The following is an 18,441-nucleotide window of genomic DNA, read 5'->3' as shown; positions in this document are numbered from 1 at the left end:
GGTGGAACCTGAACTCATCGCCGTGCTGGCGGTGATCGCGGTCGCGTTGGTCTTCGACTACACCAACGGCTTCCACGACGCCGCGAACGCGATCGCCACCAGCATCTCCACCCGCGCCCTCACCCCCCGGGTGGCCCTGGCCATGGCGGCCATCGGCAACTTCATCGGCGCGCACTTCGGCGCCGGCGTCGCCAAGACGGTCGGCAGCGGTCTGGTCGACCTGCCGACCGGGGTCTCCAGCCTCGGCATCGTCTTCGCCGGGGTGATCGGCGCGATCACCTGGAACCTGATCACCTGGTACTTCGGCCTGCCGTCGTCCTCCTCGCACGCACTGATCGGCGGTCTGGTCGGCTCGACCCTGGCCGCCTCGCACACGGTGCTCTGGGGCGGCATCGGCCGGGACGTGGTGCTGCCGATGATCCTCTCGCCGCTGGTCGGCTTCATCCTCGGCTACATCGTCATGATCGCCGTACAGTGGATCTTCCGGAACGGTCAGCCGGCCAAGCTCAACCGGGGCTTCCGGTGGGCCCAGACCGCCTCGGCGGCGGCGATGTCGATCGGCCACGGCATGCAGGACGCCGCGAAGACCATCGGCATCGTGGTCCTCGCCCTCTTCGTCGGTGGCTACCAGAACAGCGCCGAGCACATCCCGGAGTGGGCCTTCTGGACCTCGGCGACCGTGCTGGCGCTCGGCACCTACGCGGGCGGCTGGCGGATCATCCGTACCCTCGGGCGGAAGATCATCGACCTGCGCCCGCCGGAGGGCTTCGCGGCCGAGAGCGTCGCCAGCGCGGTCCTCTACTTCAACGCCCTGGTGCTGCACGCCCCGATCTCCACCACGCACACCATCACCTCGGCGATCATGGGCGTCGGGGCCACCAAGCGGCTCTCCGCCGTACGGTGGGGCGTCGCCGGCAACATCGTCGGCGCCTGGATCCTCACCTTCCCCGCCGCCGGCTCCATCGGCGCCATCATGTACTTCCTGGTGAACCCGCTCTTCTGAGCCCTGCGAAAAGGGGCCCCTTCCGCACCGCCGGCGGCAGCCGTCGGTGCGGAAGGGGCCCGCGCCGATCTCAGGGGTAGGTGACGCCGATCTGCTCCCGCACGGTGTCCAGCAGCCCCATCACCTCGGTGGTGGCCGAATGCGGCACCAGCGGACTCTCCAGCAGCCCCTCGGCCAGGCAGCGCTGCACCTCGGCCGCCTCGTACTGGTAGCCGGAGCCGATCAGCTCCACGGGCAGCGGCTCCGGGTCGGCACCGTCGCGGTGCAGGGTCACCCGACTCGGCCGGTAGAACGGCGAACCCAGCTCAATCCGTCCGGTCCGGCCGCTGATCGTCGCCGCCACCGCGGTCGCGCCGATCATGCCGCAGGTCAGGCTTGCCACCGCGCCCGAGTCGTAACCGAGGACGAGCCCGGTGTTCTCGTCGACCCCCTCCGGGCTGATCTTCGCCCAGGCGCGGACCTCGTCCGGCGCACCGAGCAGCAGATGCGCCAGGCTCACCGGATAGACCCCCAGATCCAGCAGTGCGCCACCACCGAGGGCCCGGGCCCGCATCCGGTGCTCCGGCGGGAACGGGCCGGCGACCCCGAAATCCGCCTGCACGGTGGTGACCTCGCCGATCGCGCCGTCGTCGATCAGCTCCTTGACCCGGCGTACGACCGGATTGCACCGCATCCACATCGCCTCCATCAGGAAGCGGTTGTTCGTCCGGGCAGTGTTGATCAGCTCCCGCGCGCCGGCCAGGTCGAGGGTGATCGGCTTCTCCACCAGCACCGCCCGGCCGGCGGTGAGGCAGGTCATCGTCGCGTCGTGGTGGGCGGCGTGCGGGGTGGCGACGTAGACCACGTCGATGGTGTCGTCGGCGGCCAGTTCCTGCCACGACCCGTACGCCCGGGGGATGCCGTGCCGTTCGGCGAAGGCACGGGCGGAGTCGGCGGTACGCGAGCCGACCGCCACCACCTCCGCGTCCGGCAGCAGACGGAGGTCTTCGACAAAGGTCCTGGCGATGTTGCCGGTGGCGAGGATGCCCCAACGTGTCATGGCAGGGACGGTAACCGAGCCGGTCAGCGGCACCGTAGCGGCCGGGCAAGATCGTGGGCTCGGTCGCTCGGGCACTACCCTCGCAGCATGCCGAACCACAGCTCCGGGGAGCTGACCTTCCCCGCCGGGCCGTCCTTCGCCGAGCGGGCCCGGCGGTTCCACGCCGAGGGACGGCCGCCGGCGCCGGCCCGCCGGGCGGCGACCGTACCGCTGCTGCGGCCAGCCCCGTCCGGCGGTGCCGGCTTCGAGGTGTACCTGATCCGCCGGGCCGCCACCATGACCTTCGGCGGCATGTACGCCTTTCCCGGCGGCAGCGTCGACCCGGCCGACTCGTCGGCGCGGCTCGACTGGGCCGGCCCCGGCCCGGAACAGTGGGGCGAGCGGCTCGGGCTGCCGCCGGCCGAGGCACAGGCGCTGGTCTGCGCGGCGGCCCGGGAGGTCTTCGAGGAGGCCGGGGTGCTGCTCGCCGGCCCGCACCCGGACGAGGTGCTCGGCGACGTCAGCGGCGACGAGTGGGAACGCTGCCGGCAGGCGCTGGTCGACGGTCGGACCAGCTTCGCCGAACTGCTCCGGGACTGCCGGCTCACCCTCCGCTCCGATCTGCTGCTGCCGTGGAGCCGGTGGATCACCCCGGAATTCGAGGCGCGGCGCTTCGACACGTACTTCTTCCTCGCCCTGCTGCCGGAGGGGCAGCGCACCCGGGACGTCTCCGGCGAGGCCGACCGGACGCTGTGGCTGTCACCGGCCGACGCGGCGGCCCGGGCCACCGCCGGGGAGCTGACCATGCTGCCGCCGACCCGGGTGACGCTGACCGAGATCGCCGGCTGCGCCGACCTGGCCGCGCTGCCGACCGTCGCGGCACGGCGGGACCCGGCCCGGCCGATGATGCCCCGGCTGGAGCCCGACCCTGACGGCGGCGCCCACTTCGTGCTCGACTGAGCCGCCTGGACGGACCGTTCCGGTGGACGTTGCCGGCGCCCTCCCCGTGCTACCGTGCCCGACACAGGTCATGAGTGCCAGCGCGAAGCCCCGGCTTGCTGGCCGGCAACCCTCCGTTCGCGGGCGGGGTGCTCCGGGTGAGGACCGGGCCCGGCACGAGGTGTCGGGCAAGCCGTCGAACGGGGGGCGCGTGCCAATCATCGTCAGACACCGCAGGGCCGGGTTCCCGGCTGGACGTAACCCGCGGATCGGAGTTCGCCCATGACGGCGCCGCCGATCCGTCTCGCCACAGTGGACGATGCCGAGCGGATCGCCGGGTTGCACGCCGACAGTTGGCGCCGCCACTACCGGGGCGCGTACGCCGACTCCTACCTGGACGGCGACGTCGAAGCCGACCGTCGGGCGGTGTGGCGCAGCCGCCTGACCGCGCCGGACGGTACCCGGACGCTGCTCGCCGAGCACGGGGAGCGGCTGGTGGGTTTCCTGCACGTCGTGTTCGACCACGACACCCGGTGGGGGAGTCTGGTCGACAACCTGCACGTCGTACCCGATCGACACCGCACCGGCGTCGGCACCCGGCTGCTGACCCGCGCCGCCGAAGCGGTGACCGACCGGGCGGTCGGCGCCGGAATGTACCTCTGGGTGTTGCGGCAGAACACCGGGGCGCAGGCGTTCTATGCCGCGCGGGGCGCGATCTGCGTGGAGACGGCCACGGTGGAGCCGCCCGGCGGCGATGCCAGCCGGCTCGACGGCACGCCGCGGAAGCTGCGGATGGTCTGGGCCGACAGCACGGTGCGGTGCCCGTCCAGCGAGCGGCGCTGACCCTCGCTGATCTGGGTGGTGCGAGGAAGGGGCCCTTCCTCACCACGGCTGTCGCCCCGGTGGCAGGAAGGACCCCTCCGGACAGCTCAGCCGAAGCGGCCGGTGATGTAGTCCTCGGTCTTCTTCTCGCTGGGGTTGCTGAAGATCTTCTGGGTGTCGTCGTACTCGATGAGTCGGCCCGGGTCACCGGTCCGCTCGATCGAGAAGAACGCGGTCCGGTCGGAGACCCGGGCCGCCTGCTGCATGTTGTGGGTCACGATGATGATCGTGTAGCGGTCCTTCAGCTTGAACATCAGGTCCTCGATCGCCAGCGTGGAGATCGGGTCCAGCGCCGAGCAGGGCTCGTCCATCAGCACGACCTGCGGTTCGACGGCGATCGTCCGGGCGATGCAGAGCCGCTGCTGCTGACCGCCGGACAGGCCCGCGCCGGGCTTGCCGAGCCGGTCCTTGACCTCGTCCCAGAGGTTCGCCGAACGCAGTGCCCGCTCGGCCGCCTCCTCCAGGATCGACTTCTTGCGTACGCCGTTGAGCCGCAGCCCGGCGACCACGTTCTCGAAGATCGACATGGTCGGGAACGGGTTCGGCCGCTGGAAGACCATGCCGATCATCCGGCGGACCGCGGTGACGTCCACGTCCCGCTCGTAGATGTCCTGGTCGTCGATGGTGAGCCGGCCGTCGACCCGGGCCCCCGGCAGCACCTCGTGCATCCGGTTGATGGACCGCAGGAAGGTCGACTTGCCGCAGCCGGAGGGGCCGATCAGCGCGGTGACGGTCTTCGGCTCGACGGTGAGGTTGATGTTCTCGATCGCCTTGAAACCACCGTAGTAGGCGGTGACGTTTGTCGCTGCGATGCGCTTCGCCATGATGATTTTCTCCTCCTCCGGTCAGCGGCCGAACCGGTTACGGCGGGCCAGCAGTTTCGCCGCGATCGTCAGGACGAGCACGAGGGCGACAAGGGTCAGCGCCGCCGCCCAGGCACGGGCCGGGGCGTACCGTGACGCCTCTCCGGCCTGCTGGTAGACGTAGAGCGCCAGCGACGACTGGTTGTTCTGGAACGGGTTGAAGTTGATCGCCGCGCCGCCGCCGGCCACCAGCAGCACCGGAGCGGTCTCACCGGCGGCCCGGGCGACGGCCAGCATCACGCCGGTGACGATGCCGGGCAGCGCGGTCGGCAGGACGATCCGCAGGATCGTCTTCCACTTCGGGACGCCGAGCGCGTACGACCCCTCGCGCAGCGGCGCCGGCACGAGCCGGAGCATCTCCTCGGTGGAACGGATGATGGTCGGCAGCATCAGCACGCTCAGCGCCAGCGAGGCGGCGAAGCCGGAGTAGCCGGGCCGGCCGTTGTTGAAGTACGGCGAGACGATCAGGATCCAGAACGCCAGCACGAAGAGGCCGGCGACGATGGACGGGATGCCGGTCATCACGTCGACGAAGAACCGGATGGTCTGGGCGAAGCGCCCCCGGCCGTATTCGACGATGTAGATGGCGCAGGCGATGCCGAGCGGCACCGTGATCAGGGTGGCGATGCCGACCTGCTCCAGGGTGCCGATGATGGCGTGGTAGGCGCCGCCGTTCGGGTCCCGGGCCGCGATGTTGTTCATCGAGGTGCCGAAGAAGTTGCCGTCGAGCCGGTCCATACCCTTGTCGACCAGGGTCCAGACCACCGAGACCAGCGGCAGCAGGGCGAGCACGAACGCGGAGTGGATCAGCGCGCTCCAGATCCGGTTGCGCGCCTGCCGCCGGCCCTCCACGGCGTTGCTCGCCGCGAAGAGGCCGACCAGGTAGAAGAGGACGGCGAGGGCGACCACCAGGGCGGTGCCGCCGATGTTGGTGCCGTACACGAGTCCGGCGGCGACGGCCACCGCCGCCACCGCGATACCGATGGACGCCGCCAGCGGCAGCCGGCGGGACCGTAGTTGGGGGCTCTGCCCCGGCGCGACCGGAGGTGCACTCAGAGTGGTCATGCTGCGGACTCCGTGAACTCCCGGCGCCGGTAGATGATGGCCCGCGCGGTCATGTTGACGATCAGGGTGATGGAGAAGAGCACCAGGCCGGAGGCGATCAGCGCGCCCCGGCCGACATCGTTGGCCTCGCCGAACGCGTTCGCGATGTTGGCGGCGACGGTGTTGCCGCCGCTCTCGATGATGTTGAACGAGATCTTCGAGACGATGCCGAGGGTCATCGCCAGGGCGATGGTCTCGCCGAGCGCCCGGCCCAGGCCGAGCATGGTGGCGCCGATGACGCCGGGCCGGCCGTACGGCAGTACCGCAGTCCGGATCATCTCCCACTTGGTGGCGCCGAGGGCGAGTGCGGCCTCCTCGTTGGCGGTCGGGGTCTGCAGGAACACCTCGCGGGAGAGCGAGGTGATGATCGGCAGCACCATGATCGCCAGAACCAGCGAGCCGAGCAGGATCGACTTACCGAACGGGCCGTCGCCACCGAAGATCGGGATCCAGCTGAAGTACTTGTTCAGCCAGACCGACAGGTCCCGGACGGGGCCGTAGAAGTAGTCCCGGCCCCAGAGGCCGAAGACCACACTCGGCACCGCGGCGAGCAGGTCGATCAGGAAGCCGAGCGTGGTGCCGACCCGGCGGGGGGCGTAGTGCGACAGGTAGAGCGCGATGCCGAGCGCGACCGGCACGGCCAGCAGCAGTGCCAGGAACGAGGTGAGTACGGTGCCGAAGGCCAGCGCACCGATCCCGAACCGGGGCTGGGACTCGTTCGGGAACCAGCCCTCGAAGGTGAAGAAGTTCTCGGTGTTGGCGTTCAGTGCCGGCACGGCCTTGGCGACCAGGAAGATCGCGATCGCCACGATGATGAGCAGCACCACCGCACCGGCCGACATGGTGAGACTCTGGAAGATCCGCTCCGCGCCGAAGGCGCGGCGCCGGGGCAGCGCTCCGCCGCCGCCCTGGGCGCTGCCGCCCAGCCCGGCGTTCCCGCCCTGACCGCCGACTCCGTCCGGAGTGCGGTCCAGGGGTGTCACTGGTACGTCGACCGACAGCGCGGCACCGGCGGACCGGGCGTGACTGGTGGTCACGCGTGGTCCGCCGGTGCCGGCGTTGGCCGAGCGGTCTGGGGTGTCGCCCATCTGCTCGCTCGCTCCGTTGACGAAGTTATGAGGATGATCAGTTGTTCAGGCGTTGCGGAGGGATGACCCGTCCGTGGTTCAGGCGAGGGCCTTGACGGCGGTCTCGACCTTGGCGCGGACCGTCTCCGGCAGCGGGGCGTAGCCCACCGCGGTCAGCTCGGCCTGCCCCTCGGTGCTGGCGGCGTGGCCGAGGAAGCCCTTGACCAGTGCCAGCTTGTCGGCGGCGAGGCCCTTGCTGCAGACGATCTCGTAGGTCACCAGGACGATCGGGTAGGCCCCGGCCTCCTTGGTGTTGTAGTCGATCGACATCTTCAGGTCGTTGCCCTGGCCGGTCACCTGGGCGCCGGCGATGGTCTTGCCGGCCGCCTCGGCGGTGAGCTCGGCGAACTCGCCGGCCCCGTTACCGATCTTGGCCATCTTCAGGCCGCCGTTCTCGGCGAACGACCACTCCATGTAGCCGATGCTGCCGTCGGCCGTCTTGACAGCGCTGGCCACCCCGTCCGATCCCTTGGCGCCGGTGCCGCCCGGGGCCTTCCACGCCTTGGCCTTGCCGAAGGTCCAGTCGGCCGCGGCGGTCTTGCCGAGGAAGTCGGTGAAGTTGTCGGTGGTGCCCGACTCGTCCGAGCGGTGGACGGTCTGGATCGCGGTCGACGGCAGGGTCGCACCCGGGTTGTCGGCCTTGATCGCGGCGTCGTCCCACTTGGTGATCTTGCCGGCGAAGATCTGCGCGAGCGTGGTCGGCTTGAGCTGCAGGTTGTCCACGCCGCTGACGTTGTACGCCACCGCGACCGGGCCGATCACCATCGGCAGGTGGATCGCCGCGCCACCGGGGCACTTGGCGTCCGCGTTCGGCTGCTCCTCCGGCTTGAGGGCCGAGTCCGAGCCGGCGAAGTCGGCGGTGCCGGCGATGAAGGCCTGGATGCCCGCGCCGGAGCCGCTCGCTTCGTAGTTGATGGTCGCGCCGGTGCACTTCTGCTGGTATGCCTTGGTCCACTCGGCGATCGCGTTCTTCTGCGCCGACGAACCCTGCGCGTTGATCGTGCCGGTGGCGCAGTCGGCGCTGGCGGACGCGGAGCCCGACGCTCCGGTGGGCTCGTTATTGTCCGAGCCGCACGCGCTGACTGCCAGTGCCGTGGCCAGAGCGAGGCAGGCAATGGTGCCGTGCCGCTGGAGCTTCACCTGAAAGGTTCCCTTCACCTTGAAGAGCGAGACATACCCGGGACCCTTCCCGGGAGCCGGCTGATGGCCAGCTAGTAGGGAAAGTTAGAAGTGCCAGGTAGCCGGCTCGCCGGTCACAAGTGAACGTGGGGTGAACAGGGGTGACCGGCTGGGTGACCGGATCCTGAGGGTGGGATGTCCGTTCCGTGAACCGTGGGGCTGCTGCTGCCGAACGTGACCATTGGGCCGCTTCGTCGCTTGCCCGACGGGGTCAGTCGGTCGGGGAACCGGGCTGCCAGCGGTACTGGACGTGGCGTACCCAGGTGGCGAAACCGAGCCGGATGTAGAGGGCGACCGCCCCGGCGTTCGACTCGTCGACGTAGAGCATCACCCGGCGCAGGCCGGTGTCGCGCAGGTGGTGCAGGCCGGCCAGGGTGAGTGCCTTGCCCAGCCCGAGGCCGTGGGTGTCCGGGTCGACGCCGAGGACGTACACCTCGCCGATCGGTTCGGTCGGGCCGGCACCACCGGAGGTGTCCCGGCGGTGCACCTTGGTCCAGTGGAATCCGAGCACCCGCCCGGTGCTCTCCTCCACCGCGAGCAGGAAGCCGCTCGGGTCGAACCACGGCTCGTCCAGTCGGAGCCGCAGGTCGGCGGCGGTCCACCGGCCCTGCTCGGGGTGGTCGGCGAAGGCCCGACGGTTGACCCGCAACCAGGCCTCGTCGTCCTCGCCGGGTCGGAACGCGCGCAGCGCCACCCCGGCCGGCAGCGGCGGCCCGGACAGCGGCTCCCGCAGCGACCGGCGGAGCTGCCAGAGCACCCGGTCCCGGCCGAAACCCAGGTCGAGCGCGAGTGCGGCGGCGGACGGGTGGTCACCGTGCGCCCAGACCAGCAGCCGGTCGCCGGTGGCGACGGCGGTCTCCCGGGCTGCCTCGACGAGGGCCCGGCCCAGTCCCTGCCGGCGGTGGGCCGGGTGGACGACCAGCCCGGCGGAGAGCTCACCGGTTCCGTCCGGGACGTTCTCCAGGTACGCGTAGCCGACCGCTGCGCCGGCGGAGTCCCGGATGAGCAGATGGCTGACGCCCGTCGCGCCGGGATGCCGTAACCGGAGCGTCACGTGCTCGTCGAGCGGAGCCGCCCCGTCGGCGGCACCGGCCGCTTCGGCGAGCCGGAGCACCGCCTCGACATCCTCCGGAGCGAGTACGTCGAGGCGGACGGTCCGCCGCTCCGTCGCCGCTCCTTCGCTCACCTCCACACCGTAGACCCTCCGGTCGGCGGTAGCGGTCCGGGTCAGCCCGGCGGTGACTGGGCTTGCGACGACTGCTCCGCGTCCGACGGTGATCCGGGCGGCGCCGCCGGGGCTGTCCCGGTCGGCGGCTGCGGTACCGCCGGGCCGGTCGGCAGCGGGGCGATGACAAACCGGCGGCTCAGGCTGATCAGGATCGGGTACAGGGCGTTGACCGTGCCCTGCCGGTTGCCGCCGGCGTCGTGCAGCAGGACGACGGCGCCGGGGAAGGCGTTGGCGGTGACCATCGAGGCGATGTTCCCGGCGCCGGGCAGCGTCCAGTCGCGCGGATCCACCGTCCAGTGCAGCGACGTCATGCCGAGCTGTCGGGCCACCGCCACCACCGCTGGGCTCCAGTTGCCGCCCGGCTGGCGGTAGTACGCGATCCGAGCCTGCGGTACCGCCGCCCGGATGGCGTTGTTGGTCCGGGTCAGGTCGGCCAGGATGAGAGCCGCCGACCGGCTGCCGAGCGCGACGTCGTGGTCCCAGGAGTGGTTGCAGAGCGTGTGGCCGTCGGCGACGATCGCCCGGACCAGCCCCGGGTACGCCAGGGCGTTCTCGCCGACCAGGCAGAAGGTGGCCCGGACGTGGAACTCGCGCAGGACGGCGAGGGTCTGCGGGGTGTACCGGGGGTCGGGACCGTCGTCGAAGGTGAGCGCCACGGCCGGGCCTCCGGTGGTCAGCCGGGCGCCGTACGGGCCGGCCGGCTCGGGCGGCAGTTGTGCCTCCTCCGGCTGGGCCGTGCCGAGGTCCTCGTCGGCGTACCCGTCGGCGGCGTCGGACGCGGACGGCGACGGCGCCGGGGCGGACGCGCTCGGCGGCGTCCCGGCGTCCCGGTCGGCACGACCGTCGGTGCCGGGGTCCGGCGCGTGGTCCGGGGACGGCGCCGACCCGTCGTCGGCCGGGTACGCCGAACCGGCGTCGACCTGCCCGGGGCCACCGAACCCGCCGTGGTCGCCTGGGGTCCCGGCCCGGCCGAGGGTGTGGCCGAGGGTGTAGGCGCCGCCCAGGATCGCGGCGGTGATCAGCGCCGCGATCACGAACATCCGGCTTCTCGACAGACTGCCCATCAGTCGACCGCCACGATCATCACCGGTGTCGCCCCTGCCCTCGGATCCACCGGTTCAGGCTACGAGCGAAATACCCGAATAGGTGCGCTTTCTCGGGTTCACCTTCGGGGATAAAAGCGATAAGGCCACCCGGCCCGCGCGGGGTGGCCTTCTCGCGGATTCTCGTCGCCGGCGCCGAAGAGCGCCGTGGCGCCTCAGACGGGCAGCGGCAGGCCCTCCGACTCGGGCAGCGGTCGGGACGGCGGGGTGACGAACTTGTAGCCGACCTGTCGGACCGTGCCGATCATCGACTCGTACTCCGAACCGAGCTTGGCCCGCAACCGTCGTACGTGCACGTCGACCGTACGGGTGCCGCCGAAGTAGTCGTAGCCCCAGACCTCACGCAGCAGTTGGTCCCGGGTGAAGACCCGACCCGGGTGCTGGGCGAGGAACTTGAGCAGCTCGAACTCCTTGTACGTCAGGTCGAGCGGCCGGCCCTTGAGCTTCGCGGCGTAGGTGTCCGGGTCGATGGTCAGCTCGCCGGCCCGGATCAGCCCACCGGCCGCCGCGGTCGCGTTGTTGAGTCGGCCGACCGCGAGCCGCAGCCGGGCCTCGACCTCGGCCGGCCCGGCGCTGGCCAGGATCACGTCGTCGACACCCCAGTCCGCGTTCAGGGCGATCAGCCCGGCCTCGGTCACCACGGCGACCAGCGGCACGCCGAGCCCGGTGGCGTGCAGCATCCGACAGGTGGCCCGGGCCTCGCTCAGTTCCGAGCGGGCGTCGACGAGTACGGCGTCCGGGCTCGGCCCGGAGACCAGGGTGCGGACGTCGCGAGGGGCGGTACGCACCGAGTGGGGCAGCAGGTCAAGCGCCGGCAGTACAACGGACGGTTCGCCTGCGCGCGCGGTCACCAGCAGCAGGATCTCCACACATCACCTCCGTCCCGGCGGCACCGGACCGGCGCCGCGCGGTGTGGCCAGCGGTGTGCCGGCGGTGACCGGGATCCGCTGAAGACTGGGGGTCGTCCCGGCTTCACTGACGGGCAGGTAAGCCCTGAGCTTATCGGAACTTCCGTCGGACGCTCTCACACGTTTGTCTGAACACTTGTGGGATCGGCCATACGATCACGAGTTTCCACATCGGGGGCGGCGGCACCGGCGCGTCGCCCGCGCCGTCTGGCACGATCGGGGCGTGCACCCCTCGACGCCACCGGAGACAGGTCGGGATTCGTGGGCGGACGGCCGCCCCGGTCCGGGCGGACCGCGCCGCGCACCGGACCCCCGCGGCCACCCCGCCGGTCCCGACCCGGCCCGCGGCCCGTACGACGGTCCACGTCCCTTCGACGGCCCAGGCCAGCCCGACGCCCGCCCGGGTCAGTTCGACGCCCGCCCGGGTCAGTTCGACGGCCCTCGCCGGCCCGAGACCCCGGATCGGCCCGAACCGGCTGGTCGCGGCGGCCCGGGGAACCGTCCGGAGGGCGCGACGCGCTTCGACGTCGCCGCCGACCCGGCCGCCGAGGACGACGAGGAGGAGATGCCGCCGGTCCCGGTACGGCGTCTGCTGTCGGTGGCGATCGCCGGCTTCGCCGGGCTGCTCGGCCTCGGTCTGATCTTCGGCGCGTACACCGCCGGGCCCGGGGCCCGGATCCCGTTCGCGGTGGTGGTCCTCGGGGTGCAGCTGCTCTTCGTGCTCTCCTGGACGATGGCGATGCGGCCACCGGCGCTGCCGGTGGTGGCCGGCGCCTCGGTCCTGGTGGCCGGCGCCGCCGACGCCGCCGCCGTCCTGCCGCAGGTCGCCGCGATCGGCCCGCTCGGGTACGTCGCCGCGGCCGGCTTCGCCGTCGGGGTGCTCGGCCAGCTCGTCCGCCGTGAGGACCGGGTACGCGTCACCGAGTCGCTCGGCGCGACCCTGTTCATCGTCGTCGGCGTGGTCTCGTTCGCCACCCTCGTGGTGCTCAGCCGGATTCCGGTCGGCACCCAGGCGATCTACGTCTGTCTGACCGCGACCGCGGTCGGACTGGCGGTCGCCCGCCTCACCGACGCGGTGCTGCCGTGGCCCCGGCTCGCCCCGCAGGTGCCGCGGGGCGCGGCCGGCGTGGTGGCCGGTGCGATGGCCGGCACCCTCGCCGCGGCCGTGCTCGGCAGTTATCTCGTCGGCTTCACCCCGACCAGCGGAGCCGTGGTGGGGCTGATCGCGGCGGCCGCCGCGGTCCTGGCCGACCTGGGAGTCGGGTACGCCGAGGCCGGGCGGCAGATGGCCGGCGAGCCGCCGACGATGTGGGTGGCCCGGCACATGCAGGGCCCGCTCGGCGGCTTCGCCCTGGCCGCCCCGGCCGCGTACGCGATGACCGTCTTCTTCCTCTAGGACGGGTGGCGGACCGGCCCCACGGTTGGCGATCCGTCGGGTCGGGTAGATATGGTCCACGACCGGGAGTCAGGGGAGGCGGCGTGGCGGAGACCTATCCGGCGGAGGACGAGACGTACCAGGAACGGCCGCGTCGACGTCGGGGCCGGCGGGCACTTGTCGTGCTGGTCGTTCTGCTTCTCGTGCTGGGTGTGTTGGTGGTGGTCGCCGACCGGGTCGCGGTCGGCGTCGCCGAGCGCCTCGTCGCCGACCAGGTCAACCGGGAACTGACCCAACGGGACGTCACGTCCGCCGGGCCCGAGGTGACGGTGGGCGGCTTCCCGTTCCTCACCCAGGTGGTCGACGGCCGCTACGACTCGGTCCGGATCGTACTGCGCGACGTACGGACCCCGGTGGCGGAGAAGTCGACCACGGTGCTGGTGCCGGAGGCCACGGTGGACGCCCAGGGCGTCCACGCCGCGCTGGACACGCTCCGCTCCGGCCAGGGTGACATCACCGCCGACACCGTCCGGGGCACGTTCACCGTCTCGTACGACAGCGTCGTCGCCCTGATCGACGAGCCGGGTGTGCAACTGCAGGAGGAGGACGGCCAACTGGTCGTCACCGCGCCGGTACAGGTCCCGGTGCTCAACCGGCGGATCACCGTACGCGGCAACGCCAAGCTGACCCCGGAGGGCGACGACATCCTGATCAGCTTCTCCGGGCTGACCTCGCCGGACCTGCCGAACACCCCGCTGGTCCGGACCTTCGTCAACGGGTTCGCCGAGCAGCTCTCGGTCCGGGTACCGCTGCCCTCGCTGCCGTTCCCGGTCGAGGTGACCGGGATCAACCCCCGTTCGACCGGCCTGGCGATCAGCGGTACGGCCCGGGGCGTCGCCCTCAACGACGTACGCTGAGCCCGCCGTGGGACGCCGTCGCGGGCCGACCCGTCGATCCCGGATCGTGGTCGGCCCTTAGTAACCGGACCATCGCACTGGTAAGCTGCGACACCATGGGGACGCTCCTCACCAAACGGCGCGCGGTCGACCTGTGCCGCGTGGCCACCTGCCTGTGTCGCCCCGTCATCTGACGGCGGGGCTGCTCTCTCTGCGTACCCTCTGAGTTCTTCCCACGCCCGGCAGCGGCGCCGTCGCACGTACCCGTGATCCACACCTGACTATGGGTCCCGCGCGTGGCATGCGACGAACAGGCATCGATCGACCCGCACGCGCAGGCTCACCAACACCATCCTCACCAAGGAGTGATCTGATGAGTCGCGACACCGCACTCGTCTCGGCCGACTGGGCCGAGAAGAACCTCGACACCCCCGGCGTGGTGTTCGTCGAGGTCGACGAGGACACCACCGCGTACGACGGTGGCCACATCGCCGGAGCGATCAAGCTTGACTGGAAGACCGACCTGCAGGATCCGGTGCGTCGGGACTTCGTCAACAAGTCCCAGTTCGAGGCGCTGCTCTCCGGACGGGGCATCAGCAACGACGACACCGTCATCCTGTACGGCGGCAACAACAACTGGTTCGCGGCGTACGCGTACTGGTACTTCAAGCTCTACGGGCACGGCGACGTCCGGCTGCTCGACGGTGGCCGCAAGAAGTGGGAGCTGGACGCCCGTCCGCTCGTCACCGACGCGGTGACCCGCCCCGCCACGCAGTACGTCGCGCAGGAGCCGGATCTCTCCATCCGCGCCTTCCGCGACGAGGCGGTCGCCGCGATCGGCAGCAAGAACCTGGTCGACGTGCGTTCCCCCGACGAGTACGCGGGCCGGCTGCTCGCCCCGGCGCACCTGCCGCAGGAGCAGGCGCAGCGGGCCGGGCACATCCCGACCGCGATCAGCGTGCCGTGGTCGAAGGCGGCGAACGAGGACGGCACCTTCAAGTCCGACGACGAGCTGGCGAAGATCTACGGCGAGGCCGGGCTGGACGGCAGCAAGGACACCATCGCCTACTGCCGGATCGGCGAGCGTTCCTCGCACACCTGGTTCGTGCTCAAGGAGCTGCTCGGCCACCAGAACGTCAAGAACTACGACGGTTCCTGGACCGAGTACGGCTCGCTGGTCGGCGTCCCGGTGGCGCTCGGCGACGAGCCGGGGGAGGCGTGAGCGTCATGACCACACCCATCGCCGCCGGCTGCGCGGCGCCCGACCAGGCGGCCCCGCTTCCGGCCAGCCTGGACCTGGAGAAGGAAACCGTGATCACCGGGGTGGTCAACGCCGAGTCCGGCGAGGCCGTCCCCGGGGCGTACGTCCGGCTGCTCGACTCGACCGGCGAGTTCACCGCCGAGGTGGTCACGTCGCCGGCCGGCCAGTTCCGGTTCTTCGCCGCACCCGGCAGCTGGACGCTGCGGGCGCTCTCCCGGCACGGCAACGGTGACACGTCGGTCACCGCCGACCGGGGCGTCAACGAGGTGACCGTCACCGTCGGCTGACCCCTTTCCGTCGTCACCGCAGGCCCCGCCCGGTCGTACCCACGACCGGGCGGGGCCTTTCGTGTGTCAGGAAGGATGCCGTCCGGCCAGGCGCTACCCGCCGGGGAAGTGGCTGGTCACGTTCTACCACCAGGTTTCGCTGACGAAGGCGCGAGCCGGGTTCAGTCTGCCCCGGTCGACCTGGGCAACCGGGTGCTGGTCGGTGGCCGGGACCCGCTGCGGGTGTCGGTGCACCGGCAGGACGGGTCGAAGGCGTTTGAGCGTCCGCTCAAACTCTCCTATGCTGACTCTTGAGCGATCGCTCAAATCGCAACCGGCGGAGCCACAGCGGAGGGAGCAGCCAGATGTCGGAACCGGAGGAGCCACCACGGCCACGAATCGCCAACTGGATCGTCAGCGCACTCATCGGACTCTTCGGTGTTGTCGTCTTCACCCTCGCCGTCCGTTCCGGACGCTCCGACAGCGCCCTGCTGTTTGTCGGACTGCCGGTGCTGCTGGCGGCGGCCCTGGCGATGACGCCGGCCCGTACCGTCCACGGCCGGGCCTTCCTGTTCACCACCGTCTGCCTGCTGCTCGCCTCGGTGGCGCTGCAGGAGGGCGCGGTCTGCGTGATTCTCGCCGCGCCACTGGTGTACGGGGTCGTCCACGCCACCACCGGGCTGATCCACTGGTGGCGGGAGGTCAACCGGCCCTACTACGCGGTCGCGGTGCTGCCGCTGCTGCTCGCCGGCGGAGTCGAGGGGACCACCGACGGCCTGCGCCTCGACCCCGAGCAGTCGGTGCAGGTCGTCCGCCAGATCGCGCTCCCTGCCGACCAGCTCGCCGCCCGGATCGCCGCTGGCCCGCGACCCGTCCCGGTACGGTCCATCCCACTGCGCCTGCTCGGCGTACCGCTGCCGAAGCAGGTCACCGGCGACGGGCTGGCCGTCGGCGACCGGTGGGTCTTCGCCTACCACGGCAGTTCACACGGGCCCGGCGGGCACCTGGTCGCCGAGGTCGACCGGGCCGAGCCGGGCCGGATCGGCTTCCGGTTCGTCGAGGACACCTCGATCACCCACCGCTGGGTGACCTGGCAGCACGCCGAGTTGAGCTGGCGCCCTGTCGACAATGGACAGACCGAGGTCCGGGTCACCGCCGCCTACCAGCGCGGCCTCGACCCCTCCTGGTACTTCGGCCCCGTGCAGGACGCCCTGATGCACGAGGGCGCCGGCCACCTGCTCGACATGCTGGCCCTGGCGTGACCACCATCCGCTACCTCTGCCTGCTGGCCCCGCTGGCACTGCTGCTCGCCGCGGCTCGCTTCGGCCAGCACGGTCACGCCGCGCCGGGCCAGCACGGTCACGCCGCGCCGGACCGGCGGCGGGACGTCCGGCTGGCCGCCCTGCTCGCCGGCATCGCGGCGGCGGTCGGGATCGCCGTCCTGCACGAGCTGTCCCGGCTCACCGGCTGGTACACCTTCGCCCCGGTCGACGGCACCTTCCGGGGCATGCCGGTCGACCTGTGGCTCGGCTGGGCGGTGCTGTGGGGACCCGTGCCGGTGCTGCTGCGTCGGGTGGTGCCGGTGCCGGCCGCCCTCGGCCTGCTGCTCTGGCTCGACGCGGTGGCGATGCCGGAGCTGGCGCCACTGCTCCGGCTCGCCCCGGACTGGCTGGTCGGCGAAGCGGTCGGCCTGCTGCTGGTGGCGCTGCCCGCCCAACTGCTCGGCCGGTGGAGCGCCGACCGCCGACACCTCACCGCCCGGGTCCTGCTGCAACTGCTCGTCTTCGCCGCGCTGACCCTGTGGCTGGTGCCGACCGCCGTCTTCGAGTACGGCAACGGCTCCTGGGCACGGCTCACCGGTCTGCCGCCGGAGCGGCTCTTTCTCCTCGCCCAACTCGGCCTGCTGGTCGCCGTACCGGCGCTGGCGGCGGTCCGGGAGTTCGCGGTACGCGGCGCCGGTACGCCGTACCCGTGGGATCCGCCGCGACGGCTGGTCACCACCGGCCCGTACGCCTATCTGGCGAACCCGATGCAGGTCAGCACCATCGGCCTGCTGCTGCTGATCGCGGCGGCCACCGGCAGCGGCTGGCTCGCCGTGACGGCACTGGCCACCGTCGCGTTCGGGATCGCGGTGGCCGGTCCACACGAGCGGCGGTACCTCGACCAGCGGTACGGCCCGGCCTGGCGGACGTACCGGGGTCAGGTCCGCGACTGGTGGCCGCGCTGGCGGCCGTACCCGTCGAACTCCCCGGCCTCGGCGGCGGTGCTCTGGCTCGACGCGGGCTGCGGGACGTGCCGGGCGGTCGCCGGCTTTCTCCGCCGCCGGCGGCCGTACCGGCTGGTGATCAGACCCGCCGCCGAACACCCCGAGGTGCTCTGGCGGGCCCGGTACGTGGGCGGCGACGGTCACTCGGAACGGGGGGTGGCCGCCGTCGCCCACGCACTCGACCATGTCACCCTGGGGTGGGCGTACCTGGGCTGGTCGCTGCGACTGCCGGGAGTGGCCTGGCTGGCCCAGCTGGTCACCGATGCGATGATCGCACCGCCGCACCCGGCCCGCCCGCCCGGCGATACCGTCCCGGCACGACAACCGGCGGGCGAGGCGTCGTGCGCGGAACGGCCGGCCGGCGAGGAGAGGGATGTCCGACACCAAACAGCGACTGCTCGACGGGGCGCTCGCCGCGATCAGTGAACACGGCATCGCCGGCGTCTCCGCCCGGACCATCGCCGCCGCCGCCGGCGTCAACCAGGCACTCGTCTTCTACCACTTCGGCACCGTCGACGACCTGCTCGCCGCCGCCTGCACGACCAGCACCGCCGCCCGGGTACGGCACTACGCCGACCGGTTCGCCGAGGTGGCGACACTGCGGGAACTGCTCGACGTCGGCCGGGACCTGCACGATGAGGAGAAGGGCCTCGGGCACGTCTCGGTCCTGGCCCAGCTCCTCGCCGGCGCGCAGCGGGACGAGCGGCTCGCCGCGCCGACCGCCGCCGCGCTCCAACTCTGGACCGACGAGATCGAGTCGGTGCTGCGGCGGGTGCTCGCCGGTTCGCCGTTCGCCGAGATCGCCGACGTCGGCGGGCTGGCCCGGGCGCTCTCCGCCGCCTTCGTCGGGCTCGAACTCTACGAGGGCGTCGACGCCGACGGCGCAGGCCAGGCGTTCGCCGCCCTCGAACAGCTCGCCGTCCTGGTCGACGTGGTCGACAACCTCGGCCCGGTGCCGAGGCGCGCGGTCCAGGCGGCGGTCAAGCGGGTCGCCCGCCGGTCCTGAACACGGTGCGGGATTCC

18 protein-coding genes, 1 pseudogene and 1 riboswitch are annotated in these 18,441 nt (G+C 71.7%); of the genes and pseudogenes, 11 read left to right on the top strand and 8 right to left on the bottom strand.

The features are described 5' to 3' along the window. The first annotated feature begins 1 nt into the window (after position 1). Positions 2-1,003 carry an inorganic phosphate transporter gene (locus ABGB05_RS05025; protein ID WP_347651941.1) on the top strand — a complete coding sequence of 334 codons (1,002 nt, stop codon included), beginning with the start codon at positions 2-4 and terminating at the stop codon, positions 1,001-1,003. A 70-nt stretch (positions 1,004-1,073) separates the two neighbouring features. Here ABGB05_RS05025 and ABGB05_RS05020 read toward each other — a convergent pair whose 3' ends face one another. Beyond that, a complete protein-coding gene (locus tag ABGB05_RS05020) occupies positions 1,074-2,042 on the bottom strand; it encodes a Gfo/Idh/MocA family oxidoreductase (RefSeq protein ID WP_347651940.1) in 969 nt (322 codons plus the stop codon). Positions 2,043-2,129: 87 nt separating this feature from the next. On the opposite strand from ABGB05_RS05020, the gene ABGB05_RS05015 reads away from it, so the two are divergent. Both ABGB05_RS05015 and ABGB05_RS05010 read left to right on the top strand, forming a co-directional pair. After that, a complete protein-coding gene (locus tag ABGB05_RS05015; RefSeq protein ID WP_347651939.1) occupies positions 2,130-2,981 on the top strand; it encodes an NUDIX hydrolase in 852 nt (283 codons plus the stop codon). 66 nt (positions 2,982-3,047) lie between these two features. After that, a riboswitch (SAM riboswitch) is annotated at positions 3,048-3,161 on the top strand. Positions 3,162-3,242: 81 nt separating this feature from the next. Then, a complete protein-coding gene (locus ABGB05_RS05010) occupies positions 3,243-3,803 on the top strand; it encodes a GNAT family N-acetyltransferase (RefSeq protein WP_347651938.1) in 561 nt (186 codons plus the stop codon). Between the two features lie 86 nt (positions 3,804-3,889). On the opposite strand, the gene pstB is transcribed toward ABGB05_RS05010, so the two are convergent. From pstB to ABGB05_RS04975, 7 genes are all read right to left on the bottom strand, one after another. Then, positions 3,890-4,666 (bottom strand): phosphate ABC transporter ATP-binding protein PstB, encoded by a 777-nt coding sequence (gene pstB / locus ABGB05_RS05005; protein WP_347651937.1) that lies wholly within the window; start codon positions 4,664-4,666, stop codon positions 3,890-3,892. A gap of 21 nt (positions 4,667-4,687) precedes the next feature. Beyond that, the gene (pstA, locus tag ABGB05_RS05000; protein WP_347651936.1) at positions 4,688-5,770 is read right to left on the bottom strand and encodes a phosphate ABC transporter permease PstA; all 1,083 of its coding nucleotides are present in this window, start codon (positions 5,768-5,770) and stop codon (positions 4,688-4,690) included. Next, positions 5,767-6,897: a phosphate ABC transporter permease subunit PstC gene (pstC, locus tag ABGB05_RS04995; protein ID WP_347651935.1), complete on the bottom strand. Its 1,131-nt coding sequence runs from the start codon at positions 6,895-6,897 to the stop codon at positions 5,767-5,769. The genes pstA and pstC overlap by 4 nt, the downstream gene beginning before the upstream one ends. A gap of 78 nt (positions 6,898-6,975) precedes the next feature. Beyond that, a complete protein-coding gene (gene pstS / locus ABGB05_RS04990; protein WP_347651934.1) occupies positions 6,976-8,076 on the bottom strand; it encodes a phosphate ABC transporter substrate-binding protein PstS in 1,101 nt (366 codons plus the stop codon). A 250-nt stretch (positions 8,077-8,326) separates the two neighbouring features. Then, positions 8,327-9,301, bottom strand: a complete 975-nt coding sequence (gene mshD / locus ABGB05_RS04985; RefSeq protein ID WP_347651933.1) for a mycothiol synthase — start codon at positions 9,299-9,301, stop codon at positions 8,327-8,329. A 41-nt stretch (positions 9,302-9,342) separates the two neighbouring features. Beyond that, positions 9,343-10,407 (bottom strand): polysaccharide deacetylase family protein, encoded by a 1,065-nt coding sequence (locus tag ABGB05_RS04980; protein ID WP_347651932.1) that lies wholly within the window; start codon positions 10,405-10,407, stop codon positions 9,343-9,345. A 194-nt stretch (positions 10,408-10,601) separates the two neighbouring features. Next, complete coding sequence (locus tag ABGB05_RS04975; RefSeq protein WP_347651931.1) at positions 10,602-11,315, bottom strand: response regulator transcription factor; 714 nt, start codon at positions 11,313-11,315, stop codon at positions 10,602-10,604. 262 nt (positions 11,316-11,577) lie between these two features. Between ABGB05_RS04975 and ABGB05_RS04970 the strand changes: the two genes are divergently transcribed. The 8 genes and pseudogenes from ABGB05_RS04970 to ABGB05_RS04935 all read left to right on the top strand — a co-directional run bounded on the left by ABGB05_RS04970 (position 11,578) and on the right by ABGB05_RS04935 (position 18,424). Next, positions 11,578-12,750 (top strand): hypothetical protein, encoded by a 1,173-nt coding sequence (locus tag ABGB05_RS04970; protein WP_347651930.1) that lies wholly within the window; start codon positions 11,578-11,580, stop codon positions 12,748-12,750. 83 nt (positions 12,751-12,833) lie between these two features. Then, complete coding sequence (locus ABGB05_RS04965; protein WP_347651929.1) at positions 12,834-13,646, top strand: DUF2993 domain-containing protein; 813 nt, start codon at positions 12,834-12,836, stop codon at positions 13,644-13,646. A 95-nt stretch (positions 13,647-13,741) separates the two neighbouring features. Beyond that, a complete protein-coding gene (locus ABGB05_RS04960; RefSeq protein WP_311202345.1) occupies positions 13,742-13,819 on the top strand; it encodes an Ms5788A family Cys-rich leader peptide in 78 nt (25 codons plus the stop codon). Between the two features lie 179 nt (positions 13,820-13,998). Then, positions 13,999-14,847 carry a sulfurtransferase gene (locus tag ABGB05_RS04955; protein ID WP_347651928.1) on the top strand — a complete coding sequence of 283 codons (849 nt, stop codon included), beginning with the start codon at positions 13,999-14,001 and terminating at the stop codon, positions 14,845-14,847. Continuing rightward, positions 14,844-15,173 carry a DUF1416 domain-containing protein gene (locus ABGB05_RS04950; RefSeq protein WP_347651927.1) on the top strand — a complete coding sequence of 110 codons (330 nt, stop codon included), beginning with the start codon at positions 14,844-14,846 and terminating at the stop codon, positions 15,171-15,173. Before ABGB05_RS04955 ends, ABGB05_RS04950 begins: the two co-directional genes overlap by 4 nt. A gap of 344 nt (positions 15,174-15,517) precedes the next feature. Continuing rightward, a complete protein-coding gene (locus tag ABGB05_RS04945; protein WP_347651926.1) occupies positions 15,518-16,414 on the top strand; it encodes a hypothetical protein in 897 nt (298 codons plus the stop codon). Beyond that, positions 16,411-17,891: pseudogene (locus ABGB05_RS04940) on the top strand (methyltransferase); the annotation flags it as partial. The gene ABGB05_RS04945 and the pseudogene ABGB05_RS04940, both read left to right, overlap by 4 nt. Beyond that, positions 17,792-18,424: a TetR/AcrR family transcriptional regulator gene (locus tag ABGB05_RS04935; protein WP_347651925.1), complete on the top strand. Its 633-nt coding sequence runs from the start codon at positions 17,792-17,794 to the stop codon at positions 18,422-18,424. The pseudogene ABGB05_RS04940 and the gene ABGB05_RS04935, both read left to right, overlap by 100 nt. Positions 18,425-18,441 lie beyond the last annotated feature (17 nt).

It is taken from the genome of Plantactinospora sp. B5E13 (genome assembly GCF_039871775.1).
GTDB lineage: Bacteria > Actinomycetota > Actinomycetes > Mycobacteriales > Micromonosporaceae > Plantactinospora.
Note: the sequence above shows the minus strand (reverse complement) of the source record. Positions and strands in the feature narration are given on the sequence as shown.